The 25,751-nt window shown below is 61.3% G+C and carries 28 protein-coding genes and 4 pseudogenes; 11 read left to right on the top strand and 21 right to left on the bottom strand.

The features are described 5' to 3' along the window. Nucleotides 1–30: 30 nt before the first annotated feature. Nucleotides 31–375, bottom strand: a complete 345-nt coding sequence (gene tnpB / locus AABF56_RS31580; protein WP_050747117.1) for an IS66 family insertion sequence element accessory protein TnpB — start codon at nt 373–375, stop codon at nt 31–33. Beyond that, the gene (gene tnpA / locus AABF56_RS31575; RefSeq protein ID WP_272791938.1) at nt 372–788 is read right to left on the bottom strand and encodes an IS66-like element accessory protein TnpA; all 417 of its coding nucleotides are present in this window, start codon (nt 786–788) and stop codon (nt 372–374) included. Before tnpA ends, tnpB begins: the two co-directional genes overlap by 4 nt. Before the next feature lie 53 nt (nt 789–841). On the opposite strand from tnpA, the pseudogene AABF56_RS31570 reads away from it, so the two are divergent. Further along, nucleotides 842–961 (top strand): annotated as a pseudogene (locus AABF56_RS31570) (helix-turn-helix domain-containing protein); the annotation flags it as partial. 202 nt (nt 962–1,163) lie between these two features. Here AABF56_RS31570 and AABF56_RS31565 read toward each other — a convergent pair. The 3 genes from AABF56_RS31565 to AABF56_RS31555 all read right to left on the bottom strand — a co-directional run bounded on the left by AABF56_RS31565 (nt 1,164) and on the right by AABF56_RS31555 (nt 2,861). Next, entirely contained in the window at nt 1,164–1,619 is a 456-nt protein-coding gene (locus AABF56_RS31565; protein ID WP_272809037.1) for an SRPBCC domain-containing protein, read from the bottom strand. After that, nucleotides 1,619–1,948 (bottom strand): ArsR/SmtB family transcription factor, encoded by a 330-nt coding sequence (locus AABF56_RS31560; protein WP_272809036.1) that lies wholly within the window; start codon nt 1,946–1,948, stop codon nt 1,619–1,621. The genes AABF56_RS31565 and AABF56_RS31560 overlap by 1 nt, the downstream gene beginning before the upstream one ends. A gap of 152 nt (nt 1,949–2,100) precedes the next feature. Beyond that, a protein-coding gene (locus tag AABF56_RS31555) for an IS5-like element ISKpn12 family transposase (RefSeq protein WP_272809035.1) occupies nt 2,101–2,861 on the bottom strand; the annotation gives its coding sequence in 2 pieces (ribosomal slippage) (nt 2,101–2,537 and nt 2,537–2,861; 762 coding nt in all). A 50-nt stretch (nt 2,862–2,911) separates the two neighbouring features. Between AABF56_RS31555 and AABF56_RS37835 the strand changes: the two are divergent. Continuing rightward, nucleotides 2,912–3,091, top strand: a pseudogene (locus tag AABF56_RS37835) (LysR family transcriptional regulator); the annotation flags it as partial. A 278-nt stretch (nt 3,092–3,369) separates the two neighbouring features. On the opposite strand, the gene AABF56_RS31545 reads toward AABF56_RS37835, so the two are convergent. Both AABF56_RS31545 and AABF56_RS31540 read right to left on the bottom strand, forming a co-directional pair. Next, nucleotides 3,370–5,352: a TPM domain-containing protein gene (locus AABF56_RS31545; RefSeq protein WP_272809033.1), complete on the bottom strand. Its 1,983-nt coding sequence runs from the start codon at nt 5,350–5,352 to the stop codon at nt 3,370–3,372. Between the two features lie 49 nt (nt 5,353–5,401). Next, nucleotides 5,402–6,178, bottom strand: a complete 777-nt coding sequence (locus AABF56_RS31540; protein ID WP_272809032.1) for a DUF3667 domain-containing protein — start codon at nt 6,176–6,178, stop codon at nt 5,402–5,404. A 185-nt stretch (nt 6,179–6,363) separates the two neighbouring features. Here AABF56_RS31540 and AABF56_RS31535 point away from each other — a divergent pair, with 185 nt between their 5' ends. Then, on the top strand, nt 6,364–6,768 hold the full coding sequence (locus AABF56_RS31535) for a hypothetical protein (protein WP_272809031.1): 405 nt from the start codon (nt 6,364–6,366) through the stop codon (nt 6,766–6,768). A gap of 112 nt (nt 6,769–6,880) precedes the next feature. Beyond that, nucleotides 6,881–7,594, top strand: coding sequence for an IS6-like element ISRsp9 family transposase (locus tag AABF56_RS31530; protein WP_272809030.1), 714 nt, complete (start codon nt 6,881–6,883; stop codon nt 7,592–7,594). Nucleotides 7,595–7,713: 119 nt separating this feature from the next. On the opposite strand, the gene AABF56_RS31525 is transcribed toward AABF56_RS31530, so the two are convergent. Then, nucleotides 7,714–8,574 carry a LysR family transcriptional regulator gene (locus AABF56_RS31525; RefSeq protein ID WP_272809029.1) on the bottom strand — a complete coding sequence of 287 codons (861 nt, stop codon included), beginning with the start codon at nt 8,572–8,574 and terminating at the stop codon, nt 7,714–7,716. A gap of 156 nt (nt 8,575–8,730) precedes the next feature. On the opposite strand from AABF56_RS31525, the gene AABF56_RS31520 reads away from it, so the two are divergent. Further along, a complete protein-coding gene (locus AABF56_RS31520) occupies nt 8,731–9,450 on the top strand; it encodes a putative quinol monooxygenase (protein WP_272809028.1) in 720 nt (239 codons plus the stop codon). A gap of 115 nt (nt 9,451–9,565) precedes the next feature. After that, nucleotides 9,566–10,267 carry an IS6 family transposase gene (locus AABF56_RS31515; protein WP_072492862.1) on the top strand — a complete coding sequence of 234 codons (702 nt, stop codon included), beginning with the start codon at nt 9,566–9,568 and terminating at the stop codon, nt 10,265–10,267. Between the two features lie 47 nt (nt 10,268–10,314). On the opposite strand, the gene AABF56_RS31510 is transcribed toward AABF56_RS31515, so the two are convergent. The 8 genes from AABF56_RS31510 to AABF56_RS31475 form a co-directional block, all read right to left on the bottom strand. Further along, on the bottom strand, nt 10,315–10,542 hold the full coding sequence (locus AABF56_RS31510) for a hypothetical protein (RefSeq protein ID WP_272809027.1): 228 nt from the start codon (nt 10,540–10,542) through the stop codon (nt 10,315–10,317). A gap of 75 nt (nt 10,543–10,617) precedes the next feature. Then, the gene (locus tag AABF56_RS31505) at nt 10,618–11,178 is read right to left on the bottom strand and encodes an NADH dehydrogenase ubiquinone Fe-S protein 4 (protein ID WP_037094077.1); all 561 of its coding nucleotides are present in this window, start codon (nt 11,176–11,178) and stop codon (nt 10,618–10,620) included. Between the two features lies 1 nt (nt 11,179). After that, nucleotides 11,180–11,800: a hypothetical protein gene (locus tag AABF56_RS31500; protein ID WP_037094075.1), complete on the bottom strand. Its 621-nt coding sequence runs from the start codon at nt 11,798–11,800 to the stop codon at nt 11,180–11,182. A 211-nt stretch (nt 11,801–12,011) separates the two neighbouring features. Continuing rightward, on the bottom strand, nt 12,012–12,626 hold the full coding sequence (locus tag AABF56_RS31495; RefSeq protein WP_338341936.1) for an HdeD family acid-resistance protein: 615 nt from the start codon (nt 12,624–12,626) through the stop codon (nt 12,012–12,014). 59 nt (nt 12,627–12,685) lie between these two features. Continuing rightward, a complete protein-coding gene (locus tag AABF56_RS31490) occupies nt 12,686–13,828 on the bottom strand; it encodes a flagellar biosynthesis protein FliA (protein ID WP_272809025.1) in 1,143 nt (380 codons plus the stop codon). A 77-nt stretch (nt 13,829–13,905) separates the two neighbouring features. Further along, nucleotides 13,906–16,800 (bottom strand): ATP-dependent Clp protease ATP-binding subunit, encoded by a 2,895-nt coding sequence (locus AABF56_RS31485; RefSeq protein WP_272809024.1) that lies wholly within the window; start codon nt 16,798–16,800, stop codon nt 13,906–13,908. A 64-nt stretch (nt 16,801–16,864) separates the two neighbouring features. Beyond that, a complete protein-coding gene (gene ftsH, locus AABF56_RS31480; protein ID WP_092156205.1) occupies nt 16,865–18,697 on the bottom strand; it encodes an ATP-dependent zinc metalloprotease FtsH in 1,833 nt (610 codons plus the stop codon). Between the two features lie 14 nt (nt 18,698–18,711). Continuing rightward, the gene (locus AABF56_RS31475) at nt 18,712–19,143 is read right to left on the bottom strand and encodes a MarR family winged helix-turn-helix transcriptional regulator (RefSeq protein ID WP_272809023.1); all 432 of its coding nucleotides are present in this window, start codon (nt 19,141–19,143) and stop codon (nt 18,712–18,714) included. Nucleotides 19,144–19,397: 254 nt separating this feature from the next. Between AABF56_RS31475 and AABF56_RS31470 the strand changes: the two genes are divergently transcribed. From AABF56_RS31470 to AABF56_RS31450, 5 genes are all read left to right on the top strand, one after another. Further along, entirely contained in the window at nt 19,398–19,769 is a 372-nt protein-coding gene (locus AABF56_RS31470; RefSeq protein WP_272809022.1) for an Hsp20/alpha crystallin family protein, read from the top strand. Nucleotides 19,770–19,783: 14 nt separating this feature from the next. Beyond that, nucleotides 19,784–20,182: an Hsp20/alpha crystallin family protein gene (locus AABF56_RS31465; RefSeq protein ID WP_272809021.1), complete on the top strand. Its 399-nt coding sequence runs from the start codon at nt 19,784–19,786 to the stop codon at nt 20,180–20,182. 20 nt (nt 20,183–20,202) lie between these two features. Beyond that, the gene (locus tag AABF56_RS31460; protein ID WP_272809020.1) at nt 20,203–20,694 is read left to right on the top strand and encodes an Hsp20/alpha crystallin family protein; all 492 of its coding nucleotides are present in this window, start codon (nt 20,203–20,205) and stop codon (nt 20,692–20,694) included. A gap of 115 nt (nt 20,695–20,809) precedes the next feature. Beyond that, nucleotides 20,810–21,289, top strand: a complete 480-nt coding sequence (locus AABF56_RS31455) for a phosphate-starvation-inducible PsiE family protein (RefSeq protein WP_272809019.1) — start codon at nt 20,810–20,812, stop codon at nt 21,287–21,289. Next, nucleotides 21,286–21,747, top strand: a complete 462-nt coding sequence (locus AABF56_RS31450; protein WP_024270363.1) for a hypothetical protein — start codon at nt 21,286–21,288, stop codon at nt 21,745–21,747. The genes AABF56_RS31455 and AABF56_RS31450 overlap by 4 nt, the downstream gene beginning before the upstream one ends. A 9-nt stretch (nt 21,748–21,756) precedes the next feature. On the opposite strand, the pseudogene AABF56_RS31445 reads toward AABF56_RS31450, so the two are convergent. The 5 genes and pseudogenes from AABF56_RS31445 to gfa form a co-directional block, all read right to left on the bottom strand. Further along, nucleotides 21,757–22,092 (bottom strand): annotated as a pseudogene (locus AABF56_RS31445) (transposase); the annotation flags it as partial. A 218-nt stretch (nt 22,093–22,310) separates the two neighbouring features. Beyond that, nucleotides 22,311–22,493 (bottom strand): EAL domain-containing protein, encoded by a 183-nt coding sequence (locus AABF56_RS31440; RefSeq protein WP_081870565.1) that lies wholly within the window; start codon nt 22,491–22,493, stop codon nt 22,311–22,313. A gap of 95 nt (nt 22,494–22,588) precedes the next feature. Then, nucleotides 22,589–23,549 (bottom strand): annotated as a pseudogene (locus tag AABF56_RS31435) (IS481 family transposase). A 57-nt stretch (nt 23,550–23,606) separates the two neighbouring features. Next, complete coding sequence (locus AABF56_RS31430; protein ID WP_064334482.1) at nt 23,607–25,016, bottom strand: FAD-binding oxidoreductase; 1,410 nt, start codon at nt 25,014–25,016, stop codon at nt 23,607–23,609. A 64-nt stretch (nt 25,017–25,080) separates the two neighbouring features. Continuing rightward, nucleotides 25,081–25,653, bottom strand: coding sequence for an S-(hydroxymethyl)glutathione synthase (gene gfa / locus AABF56_RS31425; RefSeq protein ID WP_023515443.1), 573 nt, complete (start codon nt 25,651–25,653; stop codon nt 25,081–25,083). Between the last annotated feature and the right edge of the window lie 98 nt (nt 25,654–25,751).

The following is a 25,751-nucleotide window of genomic DNA, read 5'->3' as shown; positions in this document are numbered from 1 at the left end:
TTTCTCAACATTTTCAATGCAAGAATGCAGTCAGACCCGGCTGGGGCGCCAGGTCTCCTGCGGCGCGCGCCAGTCAATTCCTGACAGCAGATAGGAAAGCTGCGCCGTCGAGATCGGCACCGCGCCACCGTCGGCAGAAGGCCAGATGAACTTGCCTCGTTCCAATTTTTTCGTGAACAGGCAGGCCCCCTGGCCATCGTGCCAAACGACCTTGATCAGGTCACCGCGTTTACCCCTGAAGCAGAACAGATGACCGCCCAGCGGGTCGTGCTTCAGCACTTCCTGCACCCGTAACGCTAGCGACGGGAACCCACATCGCATATCCGTATAGCCCGTCGCCAGCCAAACCCGGACGCCTGTCGGGATCGGAATCATCGCAACGTCTCCAGCGCGCGCAGGATGCGCAGCAGCGCATCGACGTCGACCTCTCGATCGACAATGACACGTCGACCGTTCGTGCTCAGCACCTCCATGCGACCGCTACCCACTACCGAAGCCGATGCGGCCGAAACGGGAGCTGGCACGTCCGGTGTGATCACTGCGGGCACGAAGCCTTCGATCCGATTGCGGCAAAGGCTGCCGGACTGCGCCAACTGACGCCAACGGTACAATTGTGAGCGCGAAACCCCGTGCTTCTCTGCCGTCGCGGAGACCTGGCGACCATCGCCAGAAAAGCCTTCCTCGAGAATTTTGAACTTGGCCTCGGCGGTAAAGCGCCGCCGACGCCTTGTGTCGATGATTTCAAGCCGGCTCACCGGTGTCCGAAAACTGTCCTTATGCCTGTCCATAGCGACAAAACGACAGATTCATCTCAACCGCTCAAGGCGGCGCTCCTCGGATGCTTACGGTGGAGCGCATCGCTTGGGAGGTCGGCTATTCCGATCCGGGCGCATTTCGCAAAGTCTTCTTACGGATCGTTGGCCTGTCGCCCGGAGAATACCGCCAGCGATTCCGGGCGTGATCGTGGTCTTCAATCGTCGGGTTGTCGCATAACTCCTAAGTTTTGCGACAAAATCACCGGCGCTGAATTTTCAGGGAAATATCTGTCGCAAAAGTCGCGTGCGAAAGTCAGACCTGCGCGACTGACTTTTGCGACACGTCGCGGCCCGGATTCCGGGCCGCTGCGGACGTGGTGCAGGTTTCAGGAGTTGCGCGACTACAGCCTACGCTGTCTGTCGAGTATCGGCGGCAAGATAGCCGGCCAAGCCGTCCAGCAACGCGCCCCATCCGTGCTCGCGGCCTTCAACGCCGTCGCTGGGTGGAATTACGCACATCTGTTCGGTGTATTTAAGTCGCGTGCCGCCTTGTTCAGCCTCTAAAGTGATTGTTGCCAGCGAAACTGTATGGACGCGCCCGTTCACCGCCATCGAATAGGCTAGCACGATGCGTTCGCCTTCCTTGATCTCAAAATAGCGGCCTTCGCTGGTGTGCTCGCCCATTGAATTGCGAAATCCGCTCCGCTCGATGCCCCCGGGAAAGAAATCCATCTCCAGCTCCTTGCTACCGAGCCAAGCTGCTTTCTTTTCCCGAATACTCCAGGCAGCCCAGACGTGCTCCTTGCAATTCGGGTAGAGGCGTTCGAGCGTAAATTCGCGATGGTGTTGAGATTGCTCGCCCATCAATTATCTCCCTGTGACAGAAAAATTTCCAGATTATCGAGGCGATGCTCCCATTGCCTGCGATGCTGGCTGACCCATTCGTCCACCCATTGCAGCGCATCTGGCGTCAGTGTGACCAACCGCACGCGGCCCCTTTTTTCTGACCGTACTAACCCGGCGCTCTCCAACACCTTCACATGCTTGAGAAAGGATGGACCTGCCATTTCGAACGGCTTGGCGAGTTCAGAGATAGACGCTGGGCCCATTGCTAGGCGCTCGACGACCTTGAGCCGGGTCGTGTCCGAAAGCGCGGCGAAAATCGTGGGTAGTTGAGGATGAAAGGTAGCCATTAGGCTATGTAATACAGATCAACTGCTCCGTCAAGTAAGATAGTTGTGTGGCTACCTGTTGGCGAAGAGTCGCGAAAATCCCGAAACTCGCGACAATCGCAGAATTGGGATTTTCGCGACGGGTTCCACCCGCTAGGGTCAGGACTCATTGCTCATAGCCAGAAGATAACGGTCGCAGCGAGAGCGATGGCGGAGAGAAAGGCCATTGGGCACCGGTCGTAACGCGTAGCGACACGCCGCCAGTCTTTGAGACGCCCGAACATGATCTCGATCCGGTTGCGCCGTTTGTAGCGGCGTTTGTCGTATTTGATGGTCTTCTTGCGGGATTTTCGACCTGGAATGCAGGGAGTGATCCCCTTCGCCTGTAAAGCGTCACGATACCAGTCGGCATCATAGCCACGGTCGGCCAGCAACCATTTGGCCTTGGGAAGTTCATCAAGCAAGGCGGCAGCACCGGTGTAATCGCTGACCTGGCCTGCCGTTATGAAGAAGCTGATCGGGCGACCACTCGCATCCGTTACGGCATGAAGCTTGGTGTTCATGCCGCCTTTCGTGCGTCCAATCAGGCGGCCCGCGCCCCCTTTTTTACCCGCAAGCTGGAAGCCGTGCGGTGGGCCTTGAGATAGGTCGCATCGATCATGATGGTCTTGTGCTCTGCGGCTTCAGGCACGGCCAGACCTTCCATCATCTGGATAAATACGCCCTTGTCGCCCCAGCGTTTCCAGCGGTTATAAAGCGTCTTCGCCGGGCCATATTCCTTCGGCGCATCACGCGAACGCAGCCCGTTGCGGTTGACGAAGATGATGCCGCTCAGAACGCGTCGATCATCAACGCGCTGGCGGCCATGGCTCTTGGGGAAATAGGGCTGAAGACGAGCCATTTGCTCGTCCGTCAGCCAAAACGAATTACTCATCAGTCGGGCTCCTATACGCCCATCTGAATCACAGCCGTCAGTTCAAATCAATGGGTCCTGACCCTAGGAGCCAGCACTTGGTTCATCGCGTCGGAGAATTGGAGATCGGCCTCCTGCATGCACTGGATGCCCTGCTGCAAGAAGAAAATGTGACACGAGCTGCAGCACGTTTGAACATCACGCAGTCTGTTCTGTCTGGTCGTCTCAACAAGCTCAGGCATATACTGAACGACCCGCTGTTCACACCAGCTTCGGCTGGGCGGGGCGTCACGGCAACGCCTCATGGCCATGGCCCTCACTCGCGCAGAAGTCGGCTGGATCCGCCAACGTCGAGATGTTGTACAACCCGAAACGCAAACACGTCAGGAACGGGATGCTGTTGCCCGTCGAGTTCGAGAAGCAGCAGAAAATCTAACCCGAGGGCGTCTACGAAACTCGGGGCTATTCATTAAAATGCCTCAGCTTATGTAGGCCCGGCCGCCCTGTCGGGCGACCGGTGGGCTGGCGTTCACTCGATCAAATCGTAGCTGATAAGATCGAATTGCGGCGTATCGCCCTTGAGGAAGCTTTCGCGCACCACGAAAGAATATGTCTTGCCGACCTCGAGCGACACCGGCATCAGCGCCGCCGCCGTCGGGTTGACATAGACCAGCACGTCGCGCCCCTCGGCAGAGCGCACATGCATGGCCGGGCCGACATTCTTCTCGTGGATATCGTTGACATCCAGAACCTTGTCGCCGCGGCTCGGCGCCATGGTGACGATCTTTGCGCGCAGGCGGGCGAGCCTGTTTGCGGTCGGGTCCTTGGCCGGATCGTAGGAGGCACCGGTTTCCTTGAGGACGGCATCGGCCTTCTCGGCGGTCGCGATCATCTCCTCCAGGCTCCGGAACCGCACATGCCATTCCATATAGCCGGTGTCGCGCATGATGCGGTCGGCGGTATCGGCGAGCAGTTCGCCCGCTCCGGCCGGGTTCATGCCGTTCTCCAGAAGGCCGAGGATGCGGCCGAGGGATTCGCGAAGGCGGCTCGTGTCCTTGTACTCGACGATGAGCCCCGCACCGAGCGCGATGCCCGCCGCATTGGAGCCCGGCGCAAGCACCAGCACCGCTCCGTTGCCGACCTCCAGCTTGCCGACACGCAGCTGGCGCATCGCATCCAACGCATACTGGTCGGCGCTGCGGCCCTGCAGGTCCTTGGCGATGATGGTGACGATCTCGATATTGTTCGTCTCCGCGAAATCGAAGGCGGCCTTGGCCAGCTTTTCGCGCAACGCCGGCTCGAACAGGCCGAATTCGTCATAGACGAAGCGGTCGAACTTCGAGGGCGTGCTTGCGGCATCGAGCTTCGGCACATGGTCCATGACGGCACCCGCCAGCCGCTCCAGCGGCTTCTTCTTTTCAACGGGCGCGCTCTTGGCCGTCGCCATCGCCGTGTTGATGGCATCGACCGTTTTGCTCACCGCATCGATATCGGCGCCCGGCTTGGTCAGTTCCCCCATCGCCTCAATCAGCCGTGCCTCCAGCTCCTCGCGGGTGAGGCCCGCCAGATCCTGCGATGGCTCGCTACCGCCCGAGGGGGCTAGCGCGGCATTGCCGTCCTGCGTACCCGCGGCAAGTCCGGTCGTCGCCGCGCCGGTTTCCACCTTGGTCCCGGTGCCCGCATCCGGCTGCGGATCGGCGGCGGCGACTTCCGCGCCCCCGCATTGCGGGCCAGCCTGCTGTTCGCAGGATTCCGTCCAGCCGGCCTCGATGGCGACGAGGCGCTTCTTACGGCCGGGATGGGTAGGGCCGTCCTCCTCCGGGATCAGCGTGCTGATCGCCTTGGTCGCATCGTTCAGCGCCGCGCCCATCTTGTAGAGCACGAAGCCGGAGAACTTGTCAGCCTCCAGCTCGATCGGCGGCTGGCTGCCGCCGGGCAGCAGCGTGTGCCCGGATAGGTGATGGCCGATCTCGTGCGCCATGATGGAAATGCTGGCCCAGTCGTTGTTGATCGTCGCCTCGCGCACCTGTTTCATGAAGGTGGCGTTATAGGCGATGACGCGCTCGGGCACGCCCTCGCTGCCCATGACGATGAGCGCCGCCGCATTGGGCACCTCGCCCTCCACCACCTTGAAGTTCTGCGGCAGGCCGGTGAAGCGCATGATGTTGCGCACCGCTTCCCTGCCGTCCGTGCCGTCGGAGCCGGCCAGCGCGCGCGGATCGACCTTGAAGGCTTGGCCGTCATAGGAACAGGCCTGCAGGAGATCGCTGAGCTCGGCGGCGAGCTCCTCCTCGCTCGGCTTCTTCGTTTCCGCCTCCGCGACCAGCACGGCGCGGTCCTGTTCTTCGAGACGGCTGAACATGTCGTCGCAGATCGCCGCATCGTTGGGGATCGGCGTCAGGAGACCGCCCCTTGCTCCAAGAATGGGCGACGTGCCGGCCTCGACGGCAGTCGTCAGGGCAAGCGTTGCGGCGGAAAGGCCGAGCATGAATTTCCAGGTTCGCAGGTTCATCACCATTGATTTCCTCCTCGTTGTAAACAGCGGTTTCGCCGCATCCGCCTCAGGTGAGCTGGGCCATGACGATCCGGATCACCGCGCGCCCGTAGAGATAGAGCGCGCCTTTCTTGACGGCGTAGAACACGATGGTGCCGATGAGCGGCCACCACCATTGCCGGCGAAGATCGATTGCAAAGAACTGCGTGAAGGCGGCGAAGACGATGCCGGCCTCGATCCAGCTCATGTAGTAGCCGGAGATGGCGCGGTGCGCCTTCACCGCGTCGATGCCGGTCCACCAGTAGAGCGGCAGGAGATTGACGATGTTGGCCATCAGGATGACGAAATGCGTATAGGTCGCCAGCACCAGATGCTCGACCACGTTGAAACCGTCGCGGCGCCGGAAAACGATGAGCGAGGCCGTGAGGATCGCCAGGATGCCGATGGAGAAGGACCATTTGGAATAGTCCTGAACCAGCGCGATCGCCTTGCTGAGGCCGGGACTGGCCGAGCCGAAGAAATCCGTCTGGTGGATGACGACGAGCAGCAGCACGATCGCCGTCAGCAGCAGTTTCAGGGGGTGGACATGTTTCTTGCGCTCGCCCAGTACATAGGCGCGCGCCACCCGACCGGGCCGCAACGTCACGTTCAGCGCCGCCTTGACCATGTCGGCCTCGAACCAGCGCAGCTTGTCCCAGGCCTCGTCGCGCACCTCGCCCCAGCCGAAACGCCGCGCTTTCTTCTGCCCGCAGGCCGGGCAGAAGGGAGACTGCAGCTCACCGCCGCAATTGCGGCAGACGGGCGCCTCGAAATGCCCGGCAAGCGGGCGCTGCGGATCGATCATGGGGTATCGCCGTTGATTGTCGGCATGGAAGGCTCACAGGCTGGAGGTTCGCGTCCACCCTCATAAATTGCGCGCGCCTGCCGGGCAAACGGCCCTTCCCGGCATCTTTGCGTTTTGCCCCCTTTTTCCATAAGCACTACAGTCCTGACGGCGCGGCGCCGCGCGCCGCTGGCAGGCAAAGGGATATGGGCATCCATGAAGACACAAGCGTGCATGAAAACGCTGTCACCCGCCGGAAGTTGCTCTCTCGCAGGTTCTACGTGCTGCAGGCGCTGTTTATTCTGCTCGCCATGAGCATTTCTCTCGCAAGCCTTGTCTGGTTCGCCCGTTTCGGCGGCTCGCTCTGGTGGCTGGTGGCCGCCGATCTACTCCTCCTTGCCGCCTGCTACCAGGCGCTGGCAAGCCTCCTAGAAACGGTAGCGCCGCTCATCGCGGCGTTGGATATGCCTGACGCCACTACCGAAAGAGCTTTCCCCTTTCATGAAGTCTTTGGACGCGAACTTCGGACTGTCCGTCAAAAAGATAAAAACCAGCCGTGCAGACTGAGTGCGCCACGCTGTGCCGCAAACGCACTCAAAGTTGACGCTTAACAATGACAGCGGCGATCAAGGTCTCTTAACGCCGCGTGCACCTCGTCGATCGAAACCGGACTGGGCGTTCCCGGCAGGTGCCGCAGGGACGGTTGCGAATCCACCGCTCGGCATGACTGACGATGCGTCCTCCCGATACAAACGCCACCGCTTTCCAGCCGAGATCATCGCGCATGCGGTATGGCTCTATTACCGGTTCCCGCTGAGCCTGCGCGATATCGAAGACCTGCTTGCCGAGCGCGGCATTGCCGTCTCGTTTCAGACCGTCTCAGAATGGACGACTAAGTTTGGCCTGAAATTCGCCCACCAACTCGAGCGGCGGTCGATCGGCAACTTCGCAGACAAATGGCATCTCGATGAGATGGTCGTATCGATCAAGGGCAAGAAATACTGGCCGTGGCGCGCCGTCGATGCCAACGGCTACGTTCTCGATGCTCTGCTGCAAAGCCGCAGAAACAAGGGAGCCGCTCTTCGGCTGATGCGCAAATTGTTGAAGAGCCAAGGTGTTGCGCCGCGCGTGATGGTGACAGACAAGCTGCGTTCTTATTCCGCCGCAAAGCGAGAGATCATGCTGGGGATCGAACACCGTTCGCACAAAGGGCTCAACAACCTCGCAGAAAATTCTCACCTTCCCGTTCGACGACGAGAGCGACGCATGATGCGGTTCAAGTCGGCAGGTCAATGCCAACGTTTCGTCTCAACCCACGGCCAAATTGCCAATCTTTTCCAACTTCATCGAAAACACCTGAATGCCGCTGATCATCGCCAACTCCGCGCCCTCCCCAGCGCAACCTGGCGTGAGATCGCGTTGCCGATCCAAGCCTGAAATTCAGGACAAAGAAATGATTGCGTCCTACGTCAGGTTAAGGCGACGCCACCCCACTTGGAGCCCAAAGTACTAGTTACTGCACTATGCGCGAATGTCGGCCATCAATGATACTACGCCTACACACGCGCAATCTCACGGATCAGATCATTTGTCTCTGGCCTCGTCGTTTGGTGCCGATAACGAAGAGCAGAAACAGTTCGCGAAATTTCAAGGCCGTCGATGAGTATCGAAACGAGGCCCCTATCTGCTGGAATTGCCGTGGTTGGCAAAATCACCGCGCCTAATCCCTGCCGCGCGAGTTCGACTAACCAATCCACGCGATTTGACCGATAGGCCGCGTAGAGTTCGTGACCTTGGTCTGCACATGCCCCATGCAACGCATCCCGCATTTCGCAATTGGGTCGATCGAGCATGTCAGTTTCAGCGAGTGTCGAAAGAGAAATAGCGTCTCGTTCAGACAACGGGTGCGACTTGGACACCACAACCTTGTAGGACTCGTCATAGAGCTGGTCTATTCGATAGAGGTCTTCACTGACCGTCGCCGCTGTGACAACGACGTCAAATTCACCCTCTCGCAATCCGGCCAGAAGCTTGGAGGCAGACGCCACGATCAACTCTATTTCGGCTTGCGGCAATCGTGTACGGAAGCGTTGCACGGCGGCTGAAATCCGGTTGTGACCAATCGTTTCGCCAACACCGACAGAAATAGGAACCCGCTCTAGTCGCGTGTGGCGGACGGCTTCTGCCTTAGCTGCCTGCGTTTCGTCATGCGCTTTCTGTAGCCTTGGCTGCATGAGTTTTCCGAGTGCCGTCAACCTGCATCCCGCGCGGTCCCTGACAAACAGATCACCCCCGAGCTCGTGTTCAAGTTTCTTGATCGCGGTCGTCAAGGACGGTTGCGAAACATTTGAGGCGCTAGCGGCATGGGTGAAGTTGCGATGCTGGCAGACAGCCAAAAAATACCTGATCTGGTTCATCTCCACTGCCACAGTCTCCGTCACTTTCCGCCATGAGGTTCACCATAGCACATGTCTATCAAAGAATAGAAGTTCGGGATTGGTGCCTGAGGCATTCGGCATGGGAAAAGGGTGCATCGAAACCAAACACAACGACCTCTCAATCAGGAGGCGACCATGAAAGCCCAAATTCTCAAGACACTCGCCGCTTTGGCCTTGATCACGACATCTGCACCCGCACAGGAAACCCCAATGGAAAATCACACTGCCAGCTACATCGCCATGCCCGCCGCTGAAGGCCAGACCGAAGCATTCGCCGAATTTCTGGCCGGAGCTGCCCCGATTGTCGCGGACACCGAACCAGGCACCGTGCTTTGGTTTGCCTTACAAGCCGACGATACGCTCGCGATCTTTGATATCTTCGTGGATGAAGAAGCGCGCAATGCGCATTTCTCCGGCGCTGTGGCCGCGGCTTTGAACCAAAATGCCGACGCGCTGGTCGCCGGGGGCTGGGACGATGGTGTTGTCGCGAATATCAACAATTCCGATGTCCTGTCGGTGAGGGAACCGGTTGATCTCTACTCGGCCACGACAGCCACGTACATCACGCTCGAAGCAGCACCCGGCCGAGGGCCGGAATTGGCAGCCTTGCTGACCGCAGCTGGTCCCATCGTCGGAGAAACCGAACCCGGCACACTGTTCTGGGCGGCGCTGCAGATTGACGAAACATCCTTCGCAATCTTCGACACCTTCACCAACAATGCTGGCCGTGAAGCACACTTTGCCGGTCAAGTCGCCGGGCTGCTGAACGAACGGGCAGCGGAGTTGGTCGCTGGCGGGTGGGACGACGGTGTGGTCGCTAACGTCCACAACTTCGACATCCTCGCCATCAAGTAACGCGATGTGACAGGAACAAGAGGCGCCTGGTGCAACGCATCAGGCGCTTTGCCGAACGAATTTAGAGGCATCGTAAAGTTAACGGAACTTGGGGCTTGATAGGCGATGAAGAGGCATGACAGACCGTGATCCGCTCTACCGTCGTCACCGCTTTCCCGCTGAAATCATTGCCCACGCGGTGTGGCTCTATTTCCGTTTTCCCCTGAGCCTGCGGATGGTCGAAGACATGCTGGCCGCTCGCGGCATCATTGTCTCGCATCAAACGATCCGGCTGTGGGCAGAGAAATTCGGACGAACTTTCGCCAACCAAATCCGTCAACGTTCGCGCGGCCGACTCGGCGATAAATGGCATCTCGATGAGGTCGTTATTTCGATCCGGGGCAAGAAGCATTGGCTATGGCGCGCCGTGGATCAGGACGGTTTTGTCCTGGAGGTTCTGGTGCAAAGCCGCCGCGACGCCAAGGCGGCCAAGCGCCTGATGCGCAAGCTTTTGAAAGGCCAGGGACGATCGCCGCGCGTGATGATCACCGACAAGCTTCGCTCGTATGGCGCCGCAAAGCAGGAAATCATGCCCGGTGTCGAGCACCGCTCCCATAAAGGCCTGAACAATCGGGCGGAGAATTCCCACCAGCCGATCCGACGGCGAGAGCGGATCATGAAGCGCTTCAAGTCAAAGCGACATCTGCAACTCTTCGTTTCCATCCATGATCCGATTGCCAACCTCTTCCACATCCCGCGCCACGACATTCCCTCCAGCCATCATCGCGAACTGCGCACAGCGGCGATGAACCTATGGGCGAAGATCGCTCGCGCATGAGCAGTGCACGTGGCGGGCGTCACGCTTTTGCTTCGCTGAAGTTAACTTTACGATGCCCGTCCACATGTTGAGGATGAGATGAAGCCATCCCCGTGCAGGAAGATGTTTGTCAGGAACGGCGTCCAATCGGACGGGGCGATGAGACGGAGCTGACCGAAGACGCGCGACGGCACCAGCGCGAAGTCGAACAGGAACCGGTTGAGCGCACGCGGTGGCAGGCCGCTCTGGTAGAGGAAAGCGAGAAGGCTGATCCCGACGACTGACCAGACGGCCACGGGGGGGTATCTGCGAGCAACGGTATCGGCCCATGGAAACATCTCATTTCCCCGAGCGCATGCAGCTGGCCGTCATCACGTCGTCTTTCTTGCAATTGTCACACCCGTCCACGCCGGAGGATCAGAGGCGGGGAAGGATTCGAGCGAGGCTTCGAGGACCGGATCGAAACTCTCCCTGTCGCTGGTAGACGGGTCGGCCGTGCTCTCATGCTGGACGCCTCTTGAGAGGCGGCGATCGGGGCGGAACGGGACCCGGAAGGCTCCCGGGGCATCGACGCCCCTGTGCAGCCGGTGGCGCGTCTCACCCGCCCAAGGGTTCGCCATCCGGGCTCCCCCAGCGTCCTCGCGCACGACATAATGCCAGTCCTGCCGCTCTGCGAAGTCCACGGCGCTGTCGCGATCCGGAAACTTCAGCCGGATCGGACGATAGGGATCGCCGCTGGACGTGTATCCCATCAGCGGCTCGATCTGCGGCGGCCGGGACGGCTCGAACTCGAGGACCCAGTAGTTGGGCCGAGGCGCCGATGTCATCGCGGAACGGGCAGGACGGTAGATGATTGCCGTCGGCACGTCCCAGGATGGCAGATCGGTTCCCGGAATTTTCGGCGGGAATGGTGGGCGATTATGGCCGCGCATATCAGTTCTCCCGGGTGTCGGTGGATACGAGAAGGTGACGTTCGAGATCGTCGAGTTTTTCCATTCGCCTCGAATTCAGGCGAACGGCGCGTTCGGTGTTCTGCGAAGGAAAGGCAGCAGCGTGCAGGACGTCCGACCGCATGGCTATCGTGAGATCGGCGACGGCATTCATCACGCCCTCTCCGTCCCCGTCCGAGAGCGTGCCGTCAGCAAAACCGGACTGCAAGCTCTCCAGTACCTGCTCGAAGCTGGACACGACCCCTGCACTCGCGACCACAGCCAGCTTGTGGCTGAGAACACGCAGTTCATCGATCAGCTTCGCATCGTGCCTTGCGGTTTCCACGATCTCTGCGACCTTCTCGATACAGGCCATGTAAATGTCGCATTGCTGCTGGAGGATGATGACCCTTCCTTCCTTGCGAAGCTCGAGATCGGTCTGGCGATTGAGAAGCGCCGCGGTCAGAATGATCGTCACGACAGCGCCGAGGAAGATGAGCGTCATCTCCTGCGCGAAAGGCAGTATGTCTTCGGCAAGATACATCGAACGAAAAACGAAAACGATGCCGATGCCCAAGGCAGCGGCCGCAGCAGCAAATGCCAAGTCAGGCAGGCGGTTCGACATCAGCACCTCGCATTTTCGGTGTCAGGTGGCATGCACGGCTTTGCATCGGCGTCCGGCGCCTGTGCGTCCCGGTGCCGCAAGAAGATTGGCGTCGGACCGCTGCCGAACGGATTGAAGCCGGTGCTCAGGCAACGGTCGAAGATCGTTTTGTCCCATCGGGTGAAATCGTGCTCCTCGCCGGCAAGTCGCCCGTCATCCACCACAGGGCACCTCACGCCTTTGCCGATGGGGGAGCGTTATCGAAGGCCGCACCGTCCGAACGATCCGCCTTGCGAAGCCGTAGCCCCAGGAGGATCATCATCCCCCCGAAGACCGCGGCGTAGAAGCCGATCAGCCAGCCGAGCGCGAGGAAGCTTTCGACCGGGCGCGTCAGCAGCATCCAGGTCACGGCAACACCGAGAAAGACCGAGAGAAGGCCGCTCAGGATCAGCCAGATTTCGCCGTTGATTTCCTTTCGCAGGCGGATCGCTGCCGCGATCTCGAGGGCACCCGAGAACACGGACCAGAATGCGATGCTGGCCCAGAGGAATGTCGCAAGCACAAGCGTCGCGACAAAAGGCGAGACAACCACGACGACGCCCGTGGCGATGCCTAGAATGCCGCTGAACATCAGCCAGCCCCAGCCTTCGCCCTTGCGGATGTTACGTATCGCGGCGACGAGGCCGAACACGCCGTCGGCAAAGGCAAACGCGCCGAAGACCAGCGTGAGCGCCAGAAGCGATTCCGCAGGCATGACGAAGGCTAGCACTGCGATGATCAATGCGAGCACGCCGCGTAACACGAATGCCCACCAATTCCGGGACAGGCTGCACAGCATGTCCTGCATCTTGTCGGTCGGGTTTTCAGAGGCTGTGGTCATTGGTCGATCTCCTATTCAGTTCCATGTCAGGTGTCGGAGCCGGCCTCCTCGCCGATTAGGGCGGCGGCCACGCGGCGGCGATCCTCGATCGGCTGAGGCAGACGCTGCGTGTGAGCGATTTCCCGTTCGATGGGCACGCGGCCTGATGGATCTCTGACCAACCCGGCTTCGGCAAGCCTCGCGCGTAGTGTCGCGCCCGCATTTTCTGCGATCTCGGCGACCACTGTCTCGGTCAGGCCGAAAAGGTCTGCCGTCTCCGCGATCGTAGCGTTGTCGAGGTGGAGCCGATAGAGAACGCGGCGTTCGACCGACGGAAGATCGGCGATTGCCCGGTGCAGCACCATGGCGATCTTATGCCGATCCGCTTGGCTCTCGGGGTCTGTGCCGCCGTCGTCGGCGAGGAGGTCCTCCAGCATCAGCACTTCGTCGGGTTGGTAGAACTCGAACATCGCCTGATCCGCCTCGGTCGGATCCTCCGCCGGGGCCTCGGGTTCCGCCTCGATGGAGGCGGCATCCTCAGGCACGGCGCGGCGGGCGGCGCGGGATTCTTCCTCGATGGTCTCAAAAGCCAGCCGTTTCAGCCAGTCGCCGACGGAAAACTCCGAAGGCCGATCCTCGAAGCGGGCCAGCCCCTTGAGGATCGTCGCATCGAAGAGACCGCGAACGCTCAGATATCCCTCCGGTACCGATCCGCTGCATTCGAGATAGGTCAACTCGCGCCTGACGGTGTCATAGATCGTATCGAGATGATCCTCGATCAGGTCAAAGAAGAGCTGGCGCCGGTCCGCTTCCGCCGCATCCCGCGCGGGCGGCAGCGGGGCGCCGATCCGGCGCCGGCGGGCGGGACGCTTGTATTCAGGCTCGTGCTTGAGGCGCGCCACATGCCGATCGACCTGGTGGCGCAGGTCGGCAAAGGCCTTGCGCAGGACAGGCTCGATCTCGAATCCCTCTTCCCTCGCCGCGATCACGCCCGACGGCAGTTGCAGGCGCAGGCTGACTTTGATGCGCTTCTTGCCCCTCGTCTGCGAGGCAACGACTTCGAGCCGGACCAGATCCTCGCGAAAGCGCACAAGGTGCGGTTCAAGTTGCCGCACTTCTTCCTCGATGACCTCAGGCGCGCGCTGTTGGCCGTGCCGGTCGAGATTGCGGAATGATCTAATGACGTTCATGCCGTGGACCTTCCTATAACTCTCCGAAGAGATGGTCCGGCGCGACCGATATCGCGCCGGGCCAGTCTTTTGCGCTGTCACTCGGCGGACTTGTCGTCCTTGGACTGCACCTCATCCCCAACGCTGGGCTTCGGAACGTCCGTCTTGTTTTCGGCAACTTCGCTGGGCTCCTCGATACCGGCCTTGGCTTGATCGTCCGGGCTGTCGTCACCGGTGTCCCTTGCGATCTTTTCGAACACGACCTTCTGTTCGTCCGCTGACCAGGCGACGCGGACCTTGTCGCCATCCTCGATCCGCCCCGAGAGCAGTTCGCGAGCCAACTCGGTCTCCAGCTCCGACCGGATCAGCCGGCGTAGCTCGCGGGCACCGAATTCGGGGCGGAAGCCGACCGCGCCGAAGTGATCCACGACGCTCACGTCGAATTCGAGTTCGACGCCCTGGGTAAGGGCGGTCCGCTTCACCCGGTTGAGCTGCAACTCGACGATCTGGCGGATCTCCGACTGATTCAGCGAATGAAAGACGATGATCTCGTCGATCCGGTTGATGAACTCTGGCCGGAAATGACCGCGCAACACCTCCATCAGTTCGGATTTCTGCTTGGCCTCGTCGAACTCACTGCTGCCGCGTTTCGTGAGGTTGCGCTGGATGATGTCCGAACCGAGGTTCGAGGTGGCGATGATGATGGTGTTAGTGAAGTCCACCACGCGGCCCTTGCCATCTGTCAGGCGGCCATCGTCGAACACCTGAAGCAGGATGTTGTAGACATCGGGATGCGCCTTTTCGATCTCGTCGAGGAGCACGACCGAGTAGGGCCGACGGCGCACCTTCTCCGTCAGCTGCCCGCCTTCGTCGTATCCGACGTAGCCCGGAGGTGCGCCAACCAACCGGGCAACCGAGTGGCGCTCGCCATACTCCGACATGTCGATACGGATCAGCGCATCCTGGTCGCCGAAGATCACCTCCGCGAGCGTCTTGGCCAGTTCCGTCTTGCCAACCCCGGTTGGCCCGAGAAACAGGAAGGTCGCAGTCGGACCGGAACCATCGCGCAGACCCGCACGCGCCAGCCGCACCGCATCGGCCACGGCGCGGATCGCTTCTTCCTGGCCGATGACGCGCTCGTGCAGCTTCTCCTCGAGCTTGAGGAGCTTGTCCTTCTCCTCGGTGGTCAGGTCCGTGACCGGAACGCCGGTGATCTTGGAGACGATCTGCGCGACGTGATCGGCGCGCACCTCGGCGGTCGCCGAAGCCTGATCGCGCTTCCAGATCTCCAGAAGCTCGTCCAGCTCCTTCTGCTTCTGCTCCAGCTCCTTCTTCAGTTCTGCTGCTCGGTCGAATTGCTTGCGGGCTGCGGCATAGTCCTGTTCGCGCTTGATCTGCGCGACCTCGGCTTCGAGTTCCTGCACGTCCACGGGCCGCGCAGTGGCCGAGATCTTCACCCGCGCCGCGGCCTGGTCGATCAGGTCGATCGCCTTGTCGGGCATGAAGCGACCGGTGATATAGCGATCCGAAAGCTCCGCGGCGGCGATGATCGCCTCATCGGTGATCGTCACCTTGTGGTGGCTTTCGAGCGTGTCGCGCAGCCCGCGCAGAATCATGATCGTCTGTGCGACCGTGGGCTCGTCCACATAAACCGGCTGGAACCGTCGCTCGAGCGCCGCGTCCTTCTCGATGTATTTCTGGTACTCGTTGAGCGTCGTCGCGCCGATCAGGTTCAGCTCGCCCCGCGCCAGCGCCGGCTTGAAGGTGTTGGCGATGTCGAGACCACCTTCGCCACCGCCCTGGCCGGCGCCGACGATGGTGTGCATCTCGTCGATGAACAGGATCAGGCTGTCCTTCTCCTCGGTGATCTCCTTGAGGATCTTCTGGACTCGCTCCTCGAACTCGCCGCGATACTTCGACCCGGCCACCATCGAGTTGATGTTGAGCTCGACCAGCCGCTTGTCGCGCAGCGCCTCGGGCACTTCGCCCGCGACGATCCGTTGTGCAAGTCCCTCGACGATGGCGGTCTTGCCCACGCCGGGCTCGCCGATCAGCACCGGGTTGTTCTTTTTCCGGCGGGCCAGCACTTCGATCGTCGTCTCGATCTCGCGGGCGCGGCCGATGACGGGATCGAGCTTGCCATCGCGGGCAAGCTTCGTCAGGTCACGGCTGAACTGGTCGAGATCGGGGGTGTTCGACGGAGTCTCGACGCGGCCTTCCTCGGCTCCCTTGCCGACCACCTTCGTCACCTGCTGACGCAGCGCCTGCGGCGTCAACCCCAGCTTGCGCAGCATCGCCGCGGCCAGGCCTTCACCTTCCTCGGCAAGTCCGATCAGAAGGTGCTCGGGACCGACATAGGAATGGCCGAGTTCGTTCGAGGCGATGAAGGCCCGGTTCAGCGCGTCCTTCAGGCGAGGGCTTACGCCGATTTCGCCTTCCGTCTTGGCGTCTCCACGCTTCGCTTCCTTCTCGATCTGGCGGCGCAGATCGTCCACATCGACCTTGAACTGTTCCAGGATCGTCTTGACGACGTCAGACGAGGTCAATGCCAGAAGCAGATGTTCGGTATCGACCTCGCTGCGCCCGAATTCCCCGGCCTTCTGTGCTGCATCCTGCAGCAGCTTGTTGCCCTGTTCGCTCAGCCGGTCGGCGATGGTGCGTCCGCCGCCGCGCCGCGATCCACGCCGCGGCGCGCCCTCGCCGACAGTGGCGTCGACGACAGCGTCATCGCCATCACCCATAGAGCCGAGCGTGCCGCCTCGCAGCGGACTGTCACCAAAGAGGCTGCCGAAACCGCTCTCGCCGAAGAATTCGTCAAGAAGGGAACGCCGTCCGAACAGGGACTCAAGCGGCGAGGCACTGCGCCCCGACCGGCGCGCCATTTCGCTGTAGTGCTGATCGCACAGCTCCATGTTCTGAACCCTGCCGTTCACCGAGGCGCGCACGCGCGCCGTCGCCGGGCGACCGCAAATATCGCAAGCTCCGTTTGCCATTCGTCTTCTCCGTTTTCATTATCCAGTCAGGGTTGTTCGCCGATCATCTGCGCTAGTGACAGTGTCACGCAGCGACCGCTTCCGTTCTTTTCAACTTGGCCCCAATTGCCACAAGATTGGGCTCGTCCAGTGTCTCTCTTTGCAGGAGATCCTGCGCCGATTGCTCGAGAAGATCCAGATTGGTTTCAAGAAGGGTGAGGGTGCGCTTGAACACGCCATCCACGATGTCGCGCACCTTCGCGTCCATCCGCTCAGCAGTGGCGTCGCTGTAACGGCGGTTCAGCCAGGACGACTGGTCGCCGGTGCCGAGAAAGCCGGGCCGATCGCTGTCGTAGCTGACATGCCCGAGTTCTTCGTCCATCCCGTACCGCGCGACCATGGCGCGGGCGATGTCGGTCGCCTTGACCAGATCGTCCGCCGCCCCGGTCGAGACATGATCGTAGATGATCTTCTCTGCTGCGCGCCCGCCAAGCAGGACTGCGATCTTGTTTTCGAGTTCCTCCCGCGTCATCAGGAAGCGGTCCTCGGTCGGGCGCTGGATGGTGTAGCCGAGCGCGCCAATCCCGCGCGGTATGATCGAGACCTTGTGCACCGGGTCCACCCCCGGCAGAGCCATCGCCACCAGCGCGTGCCCCATCTCGTGGTGCGCCACGATCTCGCGTTCGCGCGGATTGAGCACGCGGTTCTTCTTTTCCAACCCGGCGATGATGCGTTCCAACGCATTGTTGAAGTCGTCCATCGTCACCGCATCAGCCTTGCGGCGCGTGGCGAGCAATGCTGCCTCGTTGACGAGATTGGCAAGATCCGCGCCGGAAAAGCCGGGAGTAAGAGCTGCGACCTTCTCGGCATCGACGTCTGGGGCGAGCGTCACTTTCTTCATGTGCACGTTCAAGATCTGCACACGCCCCGTCTTGTCGGGCCGGTCCACCAGCACCTGACGGTCGAAGCGTCCCGCACGCAGCAGCGCGGGGTCGAGAATCTCGGGTCGGTTGGTGGCGGCCAGGAGCACGATGCCCACTGCAGGGTCGAAGCCGTCGAGCTCGGTCAGAAGCTGGTTCAGCGTCTGCTCACGCTCATCATGGCCACCGGCAATCTGGCCGGAGGAGCGCGCCCTCCCAAGAGCGTCGAGTTCGTCGATGAAGATGATTGCCGGGGCCGATTTCCGGGCCTGCTCGAACAGGTCGCGCACCCGTGCGGCACCGACGCCCACGAACATCTCGACGAACTCTGATCCCGAGATCGAAAAGAAGGTCACGCCGGCCTCGCCTGCCACCGCGCGCGCCAGAAGCGTCTTGCCGGTTCCCGGCGGCCCGACGAGCAATATGCCTTTGGGGATATGTGCGCCCAGCTTTCCGTATTCGGCGGGGTTCCTGAGGAACTCCACGACCTCCTCGAGCTCGGCCTTGGCCTCGTCCACACCGGCCACGTCGGCGAAGCTGACGCCGGTTTCCTTTTCCATGTAAACTTTGGCCTTGCTGCGGCCGACCTGCATGAAGCCGCCAAAACCCTGCTTGTCGGCGAACTTGCGGAACAGCAGCATCCAGATTCCGAAGAAGACAAGCGCTGGCGCCACCCAGGAAATCAGCGTGCCGAGAAAAGTGTTTTGCGGAACGCCAGTGATCTCGATACCTGACCGGTCTATCCGCTCCAGGATTGCGGGATTCACTACGGTCGTCACAAACTGCTTCTTGCCGTCGACCGGTTCGGCGAAGGTGCCTGTGATAGTGTCTGCCCCGACCGCGACAGAGGAAATTTTCCCGTCAGCGAGATATTTCTCGAACTGGCTGTAGCTGATCGGCGCGACGGATTGCCAGCCGGCGATCAGGTTCTGGATGAAAAGCACGGCTATGAAAGCCACCACCCAGTACCAGATGTTGTATTCGGTCTTCCTTTCCATGTCGCTTGTCCCTTTCACCGGCGCCCGAGCCGCGCCCTGATCCGCTCGAGCAGCGCCAGCAGGGCGCGCCTTTCGTCCGCCGACAGATCCTGCAGGATTTCATGTTCGAGCGCCGATTGCCGCGGCGCGAGTTCCTCCAGCATCGCCCGGGCCTTCGACGTTGCGGTGACGATCTGCGACCGCCTGTCGTCGAGCGAGGGCGACCGCTCGACCCAGCCGCCCCGGACCATGCGATCGACGAGCTGGCCCGCAGTGGCCGGGCCGACCTCAAGTCGGTCGGCCAGATCGACGATGGTCAGCCCGGGCGCATCCTCGACATGCGCCGCCGCCATCCAGGACAAGCGGGTCAGGCCGCTGTCGCGGATGTCTTGGTCGATCCGCTGCTGGATGAGCTGCGCGACCCGGTGGATCGTCGTCCCGATCAGCGCGATGTCCGAAGAGATCATGGGTATCCTTCCTCCGGTTGCATGAGACACAGGATAGACCGCACTCCATCCAAAGTGCAATGCACGCATCATACATGCTTGCATAATAAATGGAGCCGCCTATCTTGATGGGCGGTCTCCGAACCCACATCCGGCCGGCACCGTTGCCCGGCCCCTCCATGCCGACGGTTCGGGGGCATCGATCAGCAACAGGAGGCCAGCAATGCTACCCGACATATCTGCGCCGCAGCGATCCCTTTGCGCTGATGCGCTCCATGATGCGCGATCTCGACCGCGGTTTCTGGCCGCCGTCCCGCACGGCGTTCCCGGCGGTGAATGTCTGGCAAGGCCCTGAGGCCGTTGCCATCGCCGCTGAACTTCCCGGCATCGAACCGGGCGACATTGAAATTTCGGTCAAGGACAACGTCCTGACGCTTTCGGGCGAACGCAAGGCGCCCGAGGTTCCCGACGGTGCGCGCTGGCACCGCAACGAACGCGGTTACGGCAGGTTTTCACGCGCGATCCGCCTGCCATTCGCGGCTTCGGATGACAAGGTCGAGGCGAGGATGACGAACGGCGTATTGCGGATCGTCATCTCCCGGCCCGAGGAAGAAAGGCCGAAGAAAATCGAGATCAAGGCAGCCTGAGAGGAGCTGGAACGATGAGCACCGACATCACGCAAGCCGCCGAAAAGACGCCGACCGACGCGCCTGAAACCGCCGCCGGCGGCCGCATCTACCGTCCGCTGACCGATATCGTCGAGACCGATCAGGGTGTCTCCATGATGCTTGAAATGCCTGGGGTCGCCGCCGATGCGGTCGAAATCACGCTCGAAAATCGTGTGTTGACGATCCGCGGCAAGGTTGACCCGGTGCGGCCGGAAAACCTCGAACTTGCCTATGCCGAATATGGCGAGGGCGATTTCGAGCGTGCCTTCACGCTTTCCGAGGACTTCGACCCCGACAGGATCGAAGCCGAGATGCGTGGAGGTGTCCTGACCCTGACGCTCCCCCGAGCCCCTGAAGCGCAGCCGAAAAGGATCGCCGTCAAGGGCGTCTGAAAACCGAAGGAGACCATATCATGCAGATCAAAGACCTCATTCCCTGGGCGCGCAAGGACGGCGCGCCAGATTCCAAGAGCAGCGAAGATAACCCGATCGCGACACTCCAGCGCGAAATGAACCATGTGTTCGAGAACTTTTGGAACCGGGTCGGTCAGTTCGAATGGCCCTGGGGCAGCGGCGAAGCCAAATCCGACATGGTCGAGACCGACAACGCGATCGAAGTGTCGATCGAGCTGCCGGGCATGGAGATGAAGGACATCGAGGTGACGGTCAACGATGACATGTTGACTGTGAAGGGGGAGAAGAAGATCGAGCGCCAGGTGGAGAAGAAGGGGTATTACCTGTCCGAGCGCAGCTACGGCGCGATCTACCGGACAATTCCGCTCCCTCCCGGTGTGGATGGCGAAAAGGCGCAGGCATCCTTCAAGAACGGGGTTCTGACGATCAAGCTGCCCCAGACTCCCGAGGCGCAGGCGAAGGTCAAGCGCATCGAGGTCAAGAACGGCTGATTTGCCACATTGGGTGTCGCCGGTTTGCGGCGTCCCCTCCGCTCCGTGCGATATCGCACCGTCTGGCAAAGCCCCGGGGAGCTTGTCTCTCCAGGGCGGCTTTCGAGAGGCAATCATGAAAGACTTGCAGCGATCTGGGCTGACCCGTGAACAATGGTCGGCGATGACGCTCTACGAGAAGTTCGAGCAAGTTGTCATCCTCGTCCTCAGCTTCATCATTGCGGCGATCGTCGTGGCGTCGGTCTGGGCGCTGATGCGCGAAGTCGTGAACCGCTTGCTTCTGGGGGCATTCGACACTCTCGACTACGCCACCTTCCAGGTGGTGTTCGGCATGATCTTCACCGTGGTGATCGCGCTCGAGTTCAAGCGCTCCCTTCTTGTTGCGACCGAACGCAGCTTCGGGATCCTCCAAGTCCGCACGATCGTGCTGATCGCGCTCCTCGCCATCGCGCGCAAATTCATCATCCTCGACCTCGGCGAGACGGAATCATCCAAGATTGCCGCACTCGCGGGCGCGGCGCTTGCGCTCGGCGCTGTCCACTGGCTGGTGCGCGATCAGGACCGGCGCGAACTCGGAGGCCACGAGACACGATGACCGCGGCCTCCGCCAGCCACCGCCTGCTCAATTTCGTGCAATCGGCGCTGCTGCTCGGGCTCATGGCCGCGATTGCCTGGATCTCGGTGACAGCGGTCGTCGGACCCGAGACCGGTCTCCTCATGGCGCTCGCGATGGTCGGGGGGCTCCTGTTTGCGCCCGCGCTGCCACGCCGGCTGCTCCTCTCGGCCTATCAGGCGCAGTGGCTCACCGGTCGTGATGCCCCCGATCTCGTCGCGGCCCTGGCCGAACTCGCCCGCAGGGCCGGGCTGCAGCGCGCGCCGGCGCTTTATCGCGTGCCGAGCCGGCTGCCGAACGCACGCTGCCTCGGGCGTCTCCTGAGCGAAAGCGGTGGCGATGAAGGCCGAGACGACCCTGCGCCCGCTCTTGCCGGCGTGGGCCAACACGTTCCTCATGAAGTGGACGCGGGGGCTGTTGAAGAACTCATATTCCTATGAAGGCGGTCCTCAGCAAATTGTTGCACTGATAGGCTGACCCAAGAACCTGAGGTCGCTGCCCGGCGATCTACCGGGGCGCTTTTCTTGATAAATGGAGCGCCAGATAAGGCTCCAGAATAATAAAAAGGCGGCGGCAAGCCGCTTCAGGTTGATCGCCATAGCGGTCAGGAAGGACTGGATGCGCATGTTCTCCAGGCCGCGGCGCACAGCCCGTGCGAGACCATGCCAGGATTTCGCCTCGCCATGGAAACCTTCCGAACGCCAGCGATGCCGACGATACAGGCGCTTTTCCTCTTTCCCCCAACGGTCACGTTTCCGCCGTGCTCGAAGAAGTGCGGGATAATCGTTGACATCTCCACGAGCGTGCGCAGGTTCATCATGTCATCGGTCATCGGTGGTCCTTCCGAAATGGGTTGGCGTCAACAACCAAACCCTACCGGAAAGCGCCGATGACCACCCACACGCCGCTCACTCGCTACAGCGCTACCAACGGCGCGCTCGCGAGCGGCTTCATTATCGCCGAGCTACACCAACTGATGGGACACGACCCGTGTTCCTGTCCGTTAGTCGGGCGAAACTCGTAAATCAGATGCGCGGGCGGGCCGGCCGAACAGGAACCCCTGGCCATAGCTACAGCCGAGTTCTCGTAGCGCGTGGAGTTCTGTCACCGTTTCAACGCCCTCGGCGACGACCTGCTTTCCCAGTGCCTTCGCGATATCAATGATCTGTCTTTGGCACCCGCGCAAGACAACCCCTTAAATCTTGCGGTCTGGATGGCGGATAGGGAAGACCCGGGAGCGCCTCGTATCGCTCGACCGGGTTCCTGCGGGATCGATGTGATCTAGCTGTTCAGTCCCGGCATCTGGTGGATCGGGTTCAGGATGAATCGATCTGGCTCTGAGGTCCAGACCTTGCAGATGTATTCATATGGCGTGAGACCGCCGAGGGTCTTGAGCCTTCGTGCGAAGTTGTAGGCCGCCATGAAGTCGGCGAGGTGTGTTCGCAGCTGGTCGTGGCTGTCATAATGGAAGCGCTTGACGGTGGCCTCCTTGATCGTGCGGTTCATCCGTTCGACCTGGCCATTGGTCCATGGATGGTTAGGTTTGGTTAGCCTGTGCTCGATCCCGTTGGCCTCGCAGATCATGTCGAAGCGCATTGGCCGGGAGTAGATGGTATTCCGGTTCCGAGGCTGCTCTGCGAACTGGATGCCGTTATCGGTGAGAATGGTATGGACCTGGTAGGGCACGGCTTCGAGCATATGCTGAAGGAATTCCCAGGCGGTCTTCCTGTCGGCCTTGTCGACGAGTTGGGTCACGGCGAACTTGCTCGTGCGGTCAATACCGACGAACAAATATAGTTTGCCTTCAGTGGTCTGAACCTCGGCGATGTCGATATGGAAGAACCCTATGGGGTAGCGCTTGAACTTCGACCGCTTCGGCTTGTCGCCTTTCCACATCAGGCAGGCGCGATATGCCATGCCGTTGTAGGCACCGGTGCAGTGCGGATCGTGTCAGGTGAGGGATCGAGGGCTGCAGGGCGTAAAGACAATCGTCTAAGGGCAGAAGCGTATGACGCCGGAATGCCACGACCATCGCCTCTTCGGCTTCGGTGAGGACGGTGGACCGCGGCTCTGACGGCCCCGTCTTCATATCCTCGACCGTCGCACGCTTGCGCCACTTCGCAACGGTCTTGGGGTTGATGCCCAACTCCCTGCTCAGTTGCGCGAGCGAAGCTTGCGATCGCTGTATTGCTGCTCGGACAGCGTGCGTGGTCGTGGCGCTTCCGTGACGAATTTGTCCCATAGGGCATCCTTCCATTCCAAGGAAAGGATCGCACCATCAAACCACCGGATCAAACAACTAGATCCTGCCTGCCCCGAGCACCTTTCCGGGATTGAGAAGTGCCGGCGCGTCGAGCGCGCCCTTGATCCGGTGCATCAGGGCGAGTTTTGCCGGGTTGGACAAAGCCGATAGCGGCGCCACCCGCTTCGCGCCGATCCCGTGTTCGGCAGAAAACGACCCGCCCAGCTCTCCGATGCCCCGGTAGATCGCCTCCTCGACGGCACGCGCCTTTTCGGCCGGAATGTCGCCGCCGGTGCTGTTGAGGACGATGTGGAGGTTTCCGTCGGCTAGATGGCCGAAGACATAGGGATCGAGCGCGGCATCGATCGCCTTCAGATCAGTGAGGCACCGTTCGAGATAGGACGCGACCTGCGAGAGGGGAATGGAGACGTCGTAGGATGGCGCGCCCGGATGCTGCCGATAGATGAGGTCCGTGTCCTCGCGAAGCCGCCAGAGATCGGCCTCCTGCGCGCCCGAAAAGGCGATGACGGCCGAGGTGTCGGGATGAACGGCAACCACATCCTCGTAGATGCGCGCGAGTTCCGATTGCAAGGCGGTCTCGTCCGCGCCACCGAGCGTCATCAGGAGGTTGACGGGATGATCGGTGGCGTAGTCGGCCGCCGACCAGTGATGGTGGCTGGAGGTCAGGCGGAAATAGCTGTGCCAGACCGCTTCGGCGGCGCGCAGATGGCCGTATTCGGCATCGAGCCCCCGGCGCACCGTCTCAAGTGCTGCATCCACAGACGCCAGGCCGAACAGGACTGTCGCGGTGGCCAAAGGCTGGGGTTCGAGCTTGACGGCAATCCGCGTTATCACGCCGAGCGTGCCTTCCGCACCGACAAACAGATGTTTCAGATCATAGCCGGCGGCGTTTTTCACAACGCGGGTCAGGTCGGAATAGACCGAGCCATCCGCCAGCACGGCCTCCAGTCCCAGAATGCGATGCCGCATGACCCCCGACCGGAAGGCCGAAATCCCGCCGGCATTCGTCGAGGTCATGCCGCCGATCGTCGCCGAGCCGCGGGATGGCAGATCGATCCCCGGTTCAAGGCGATGCTCCGCGGCAGCCACCTGCAGCGCCTGCAGCGTCACGCCGGCCTCGACCACCACAACGCGCTCGACGGGGCAGAGATGCAGGATGCGATTGAGGCGGGCGGTGGAGAGTACCAGTTCGCCCGATTTAGACATCCCGCCGCCCACGAGCCCGGTTCGCCCGCCATGCGTGACAAGTGGGACGCCGTGGGCGCGGCAGCATTGGACGATGGCGGCAACCTCCCCGGTCGTGCCGGGGAGGACGACGGCGCCGGCGTCGAGATTTTCCGGGGCCACGCCGTAATCGATCATGGCGACCGCCTCTCCCTCCCTGAAATTTCCCGCACCGACGATGGTATGGATTTCGACGGTGAATTCGGGCTTCAGACGGTGCATTGGACAGGTCCTGTCGATGGCATCGGGAAAATGGGAGAGGCTGGCCTTGGGAAGCTCAGGGCATTTAGGCGTGAAGCGTGCCGTTTTTCTTCGCCGTCCAGGTGGCGATGTAGTCCATCAAGGCGGGGTTGAGGCAGTCGTAGGGTGCGAGATCGAGCTCCCGCAGCCGGGTGCGAACGCTGTCCATCTGTGCCGGATCGTAGCCGCTTTCGATGATCGAGGAGACAAAGGCCGCAAATCCGGGCTTGGCCCAGCCGCTCTCTTCAAAACGTTCCGGATGCACGAAGGACAGGCCCTTGAACGGATGATCGCGCTCGACCGGGCCGTACATATGCACGCCGCATGCCTTGCAGGCATGGCGCTGGATGAGAGCGGCCGGATCGACGACCGCGAGCTTGTCGCCGTTTTCGACGACCTTGACATTGTCGGTCGAGGCGACGGCGACGACCGAGAAGACGGCGCCGTCCGGCTTCCAGCACTTGGTGCAGCCGCAGGCGTGGTTATGGGCGATGTCGCCCTTGACGCGGACCTTGACCGGATTGCTCGCGCAGTTGCAGACGAGCGTGCCGCCGGAAAAGGTGGCATCGGTCGCTTTGAACCCGTTGTCGACGGATGGGTGTATCGCGATACTTGGCATGGGTTTCTCCTCCTTCATGGCCGGCGCGGCATGCGCGGCCGATAACAGGCACCGCCAGCGCTGGCGCGGCGGTGCAAATGCATGGATTGCGAGGTGCA

Origin of the sequence: Shinella sp. WSC3-e (assembly GCF_945994535.1) — a bacterium.
Taxonomy (GTDB): domain Bacteria; phylum Pseudomonadota; class Alphaproteobacteria; order Rhizobiales; family Rhizobiaceae; genus Shinella; species Shinella yambaruensis.
Note: the sequence above shows the minus strand (reverse complement) of the source record. Positions and strands in the feature narration are given on the sequence as shown.

Coding starts and splice junctions, on each gene's coding strand:
- tnpB (WP_050747117.1), bottom strand. CDS start 375: ATGATTCCGATCCCGACAGGCGTCCGGGTTTGGCTGGCGACGGGCTAT.
- tnpA (WP_272791938.1), bottom strand. CDS start 788: ATGGACAGGCATAAGGACAGTTTTCGGACACCGGTGAGCCGGCTTGAA.
- AABF56_RS31565 (WP_272809037.1), bottom strand. CDS start 1,619: ATGGGCGAGCAATCTCAACACCATCGCGAATTTACGCTCGAACGCCTC.
- AABF56_RS31560 (WP_272809036.1), bottom strand. CDS start 1,948: ATGGCTACCTTTCATCCTCAACTACCCACGATTTTCGCCGCGCTTTCG.
- AABF56_RS31545 (WP_272809033.1), bottom strand. CDS start 5,352: ATGAACCTGCGAACCTGGAAATTCATGCTCGGCCTTTCCGCCGCAACG.
- AABF56_RS31540 (WP_272809032.1), bottom strand. CDS start 6,178: ATGATCGATCCGCAGCGCCCGCTTGCCGGGCATTTCGAGGCGCCCGTC.
- AABF56_RS31535 (WP_272809031.1), top strand. CDS start 6,364: ATGGGCATCCATGAAGACACAAGCGTGCATGAAAACGCTGTCACCCGC.
- AABF56_RS31530 (WP_272809030.1), top strand. CDS start 6,881: ATGACTGACGATGCGTCCTCCCGATACAAACGCCACCGCTTTCCAGCC.
- AABF56_RS31525 (WP_272809029.1), bottom strand. CDS start 8,574: ATGAACCAGATCAGGTATTTTTTGGCTGTCTGCCAGCATCGCAACTTC.
- AABF56_RS31520 (WP_272809028.1), top strand. CDS start 8,731: ATGAAAGCCCAAATTCTCAAGACACTCGCCGCTTTGGCCTTGATCACG.
- AABF56_RS31515 (WP_072492862.1), top strand. CDS start 9,566: ATGACAGACCGTGATCCGCTCTACCGTCGTCACCGCTTTCCCGCTGAA.
- AABF56_RS31505 (WP_037094077.1), bottom strand. CDS start 11,178: ATGCGCGGCCATAATCGCCCACCATTCCCGCCGAAAATTCCGGGAACC.
- AABF56_RS31500 (WP_037094075.1), bottom strand. CDS start 11,800: ATGTCGAACCGCCTGCCTGACTTGGCATTTGCTGCTGCGGCCGCTGCC.
- AABF56_RS31495 (WP_338341936.1), bottom strand. CDS start 12,626: ATGCAGGACATGCTGTGCAGCCTGTCCCGGAATTGGTGGGCATTCGTG.
- AABF56_RS31490 (WP_272809025.1), bottom strand. CDS start 13,828: ATGAACGTCATTAGATCATTCCGCAATCTCGACCGGCACGGCCAACAG.
- AABF56_RS31485 (WP_272809024.1), bottom strand. CDS start 16,800: ATGGCAAACGGAGCTTGCGATATTTGCGGTCGCCCGGCGACGGCGCGC.
- ftsH (WP_092156205.1), bottom strand. CDS start 18,697: ATGGAAAGGAAGACCGAATACAACATCTGGTACTGGGTGGTGGCTTTC.
- AABF56_RS31475 (WP_272809023.1), bottom strand. CDS start 19,143: ATGATCTCTTCGGACATCGCGCTGATCGGGACGACGATCCACCGGGTC.
- AABF56_RS31470 (WP_272809022.1), top strand. CDS start 19,398: ATGATGCGCGATCTCGACCGCGGTTTCTGGCCGCCGTCCCGCACGGCG.
- AABF56_RS31465 (WP_272809021.1), top strand. CDS start 19,784: ATGAGCACCGACATCACGCAAGCCGCCGAAAAGACGCCGACCGACGCG.
- AABF56_RS31460 (WP_272809020.1), top strand. CDS start 20,203: ATGCAGATCAAAGACCTCATTCCCTGGGCGCGCAAGGACGGCGCGCCA.
- AABF56_RS31455 (WP_272809019.1), top strand. CDS start 20,810: ATGAAAGACTTGCAGCGATCTGGGCTGACCCGTGAACAATGGTCGGCG.
- AABF56_RS31450 (WP_024270363.1), top strand. CDS start 21,286: ATGACCGCGGCCTCCGCCAGCCACCGCCTGCTCAATTTCGTGCAATCG.
- AABF56_RS31430 (WP_064334482.1), bottom strand. CDS start 25,016: ATGCACCGTCTGAAGCCCGAATTCACCGTCGAAATCCATACCATCGTC.
- gfa (WP_023515443.1), bottom strand. CDS start 25,653: ATGCCAAGTATCGCGATACACCCATCCGTCGACAACGGGTTCAAAGCG.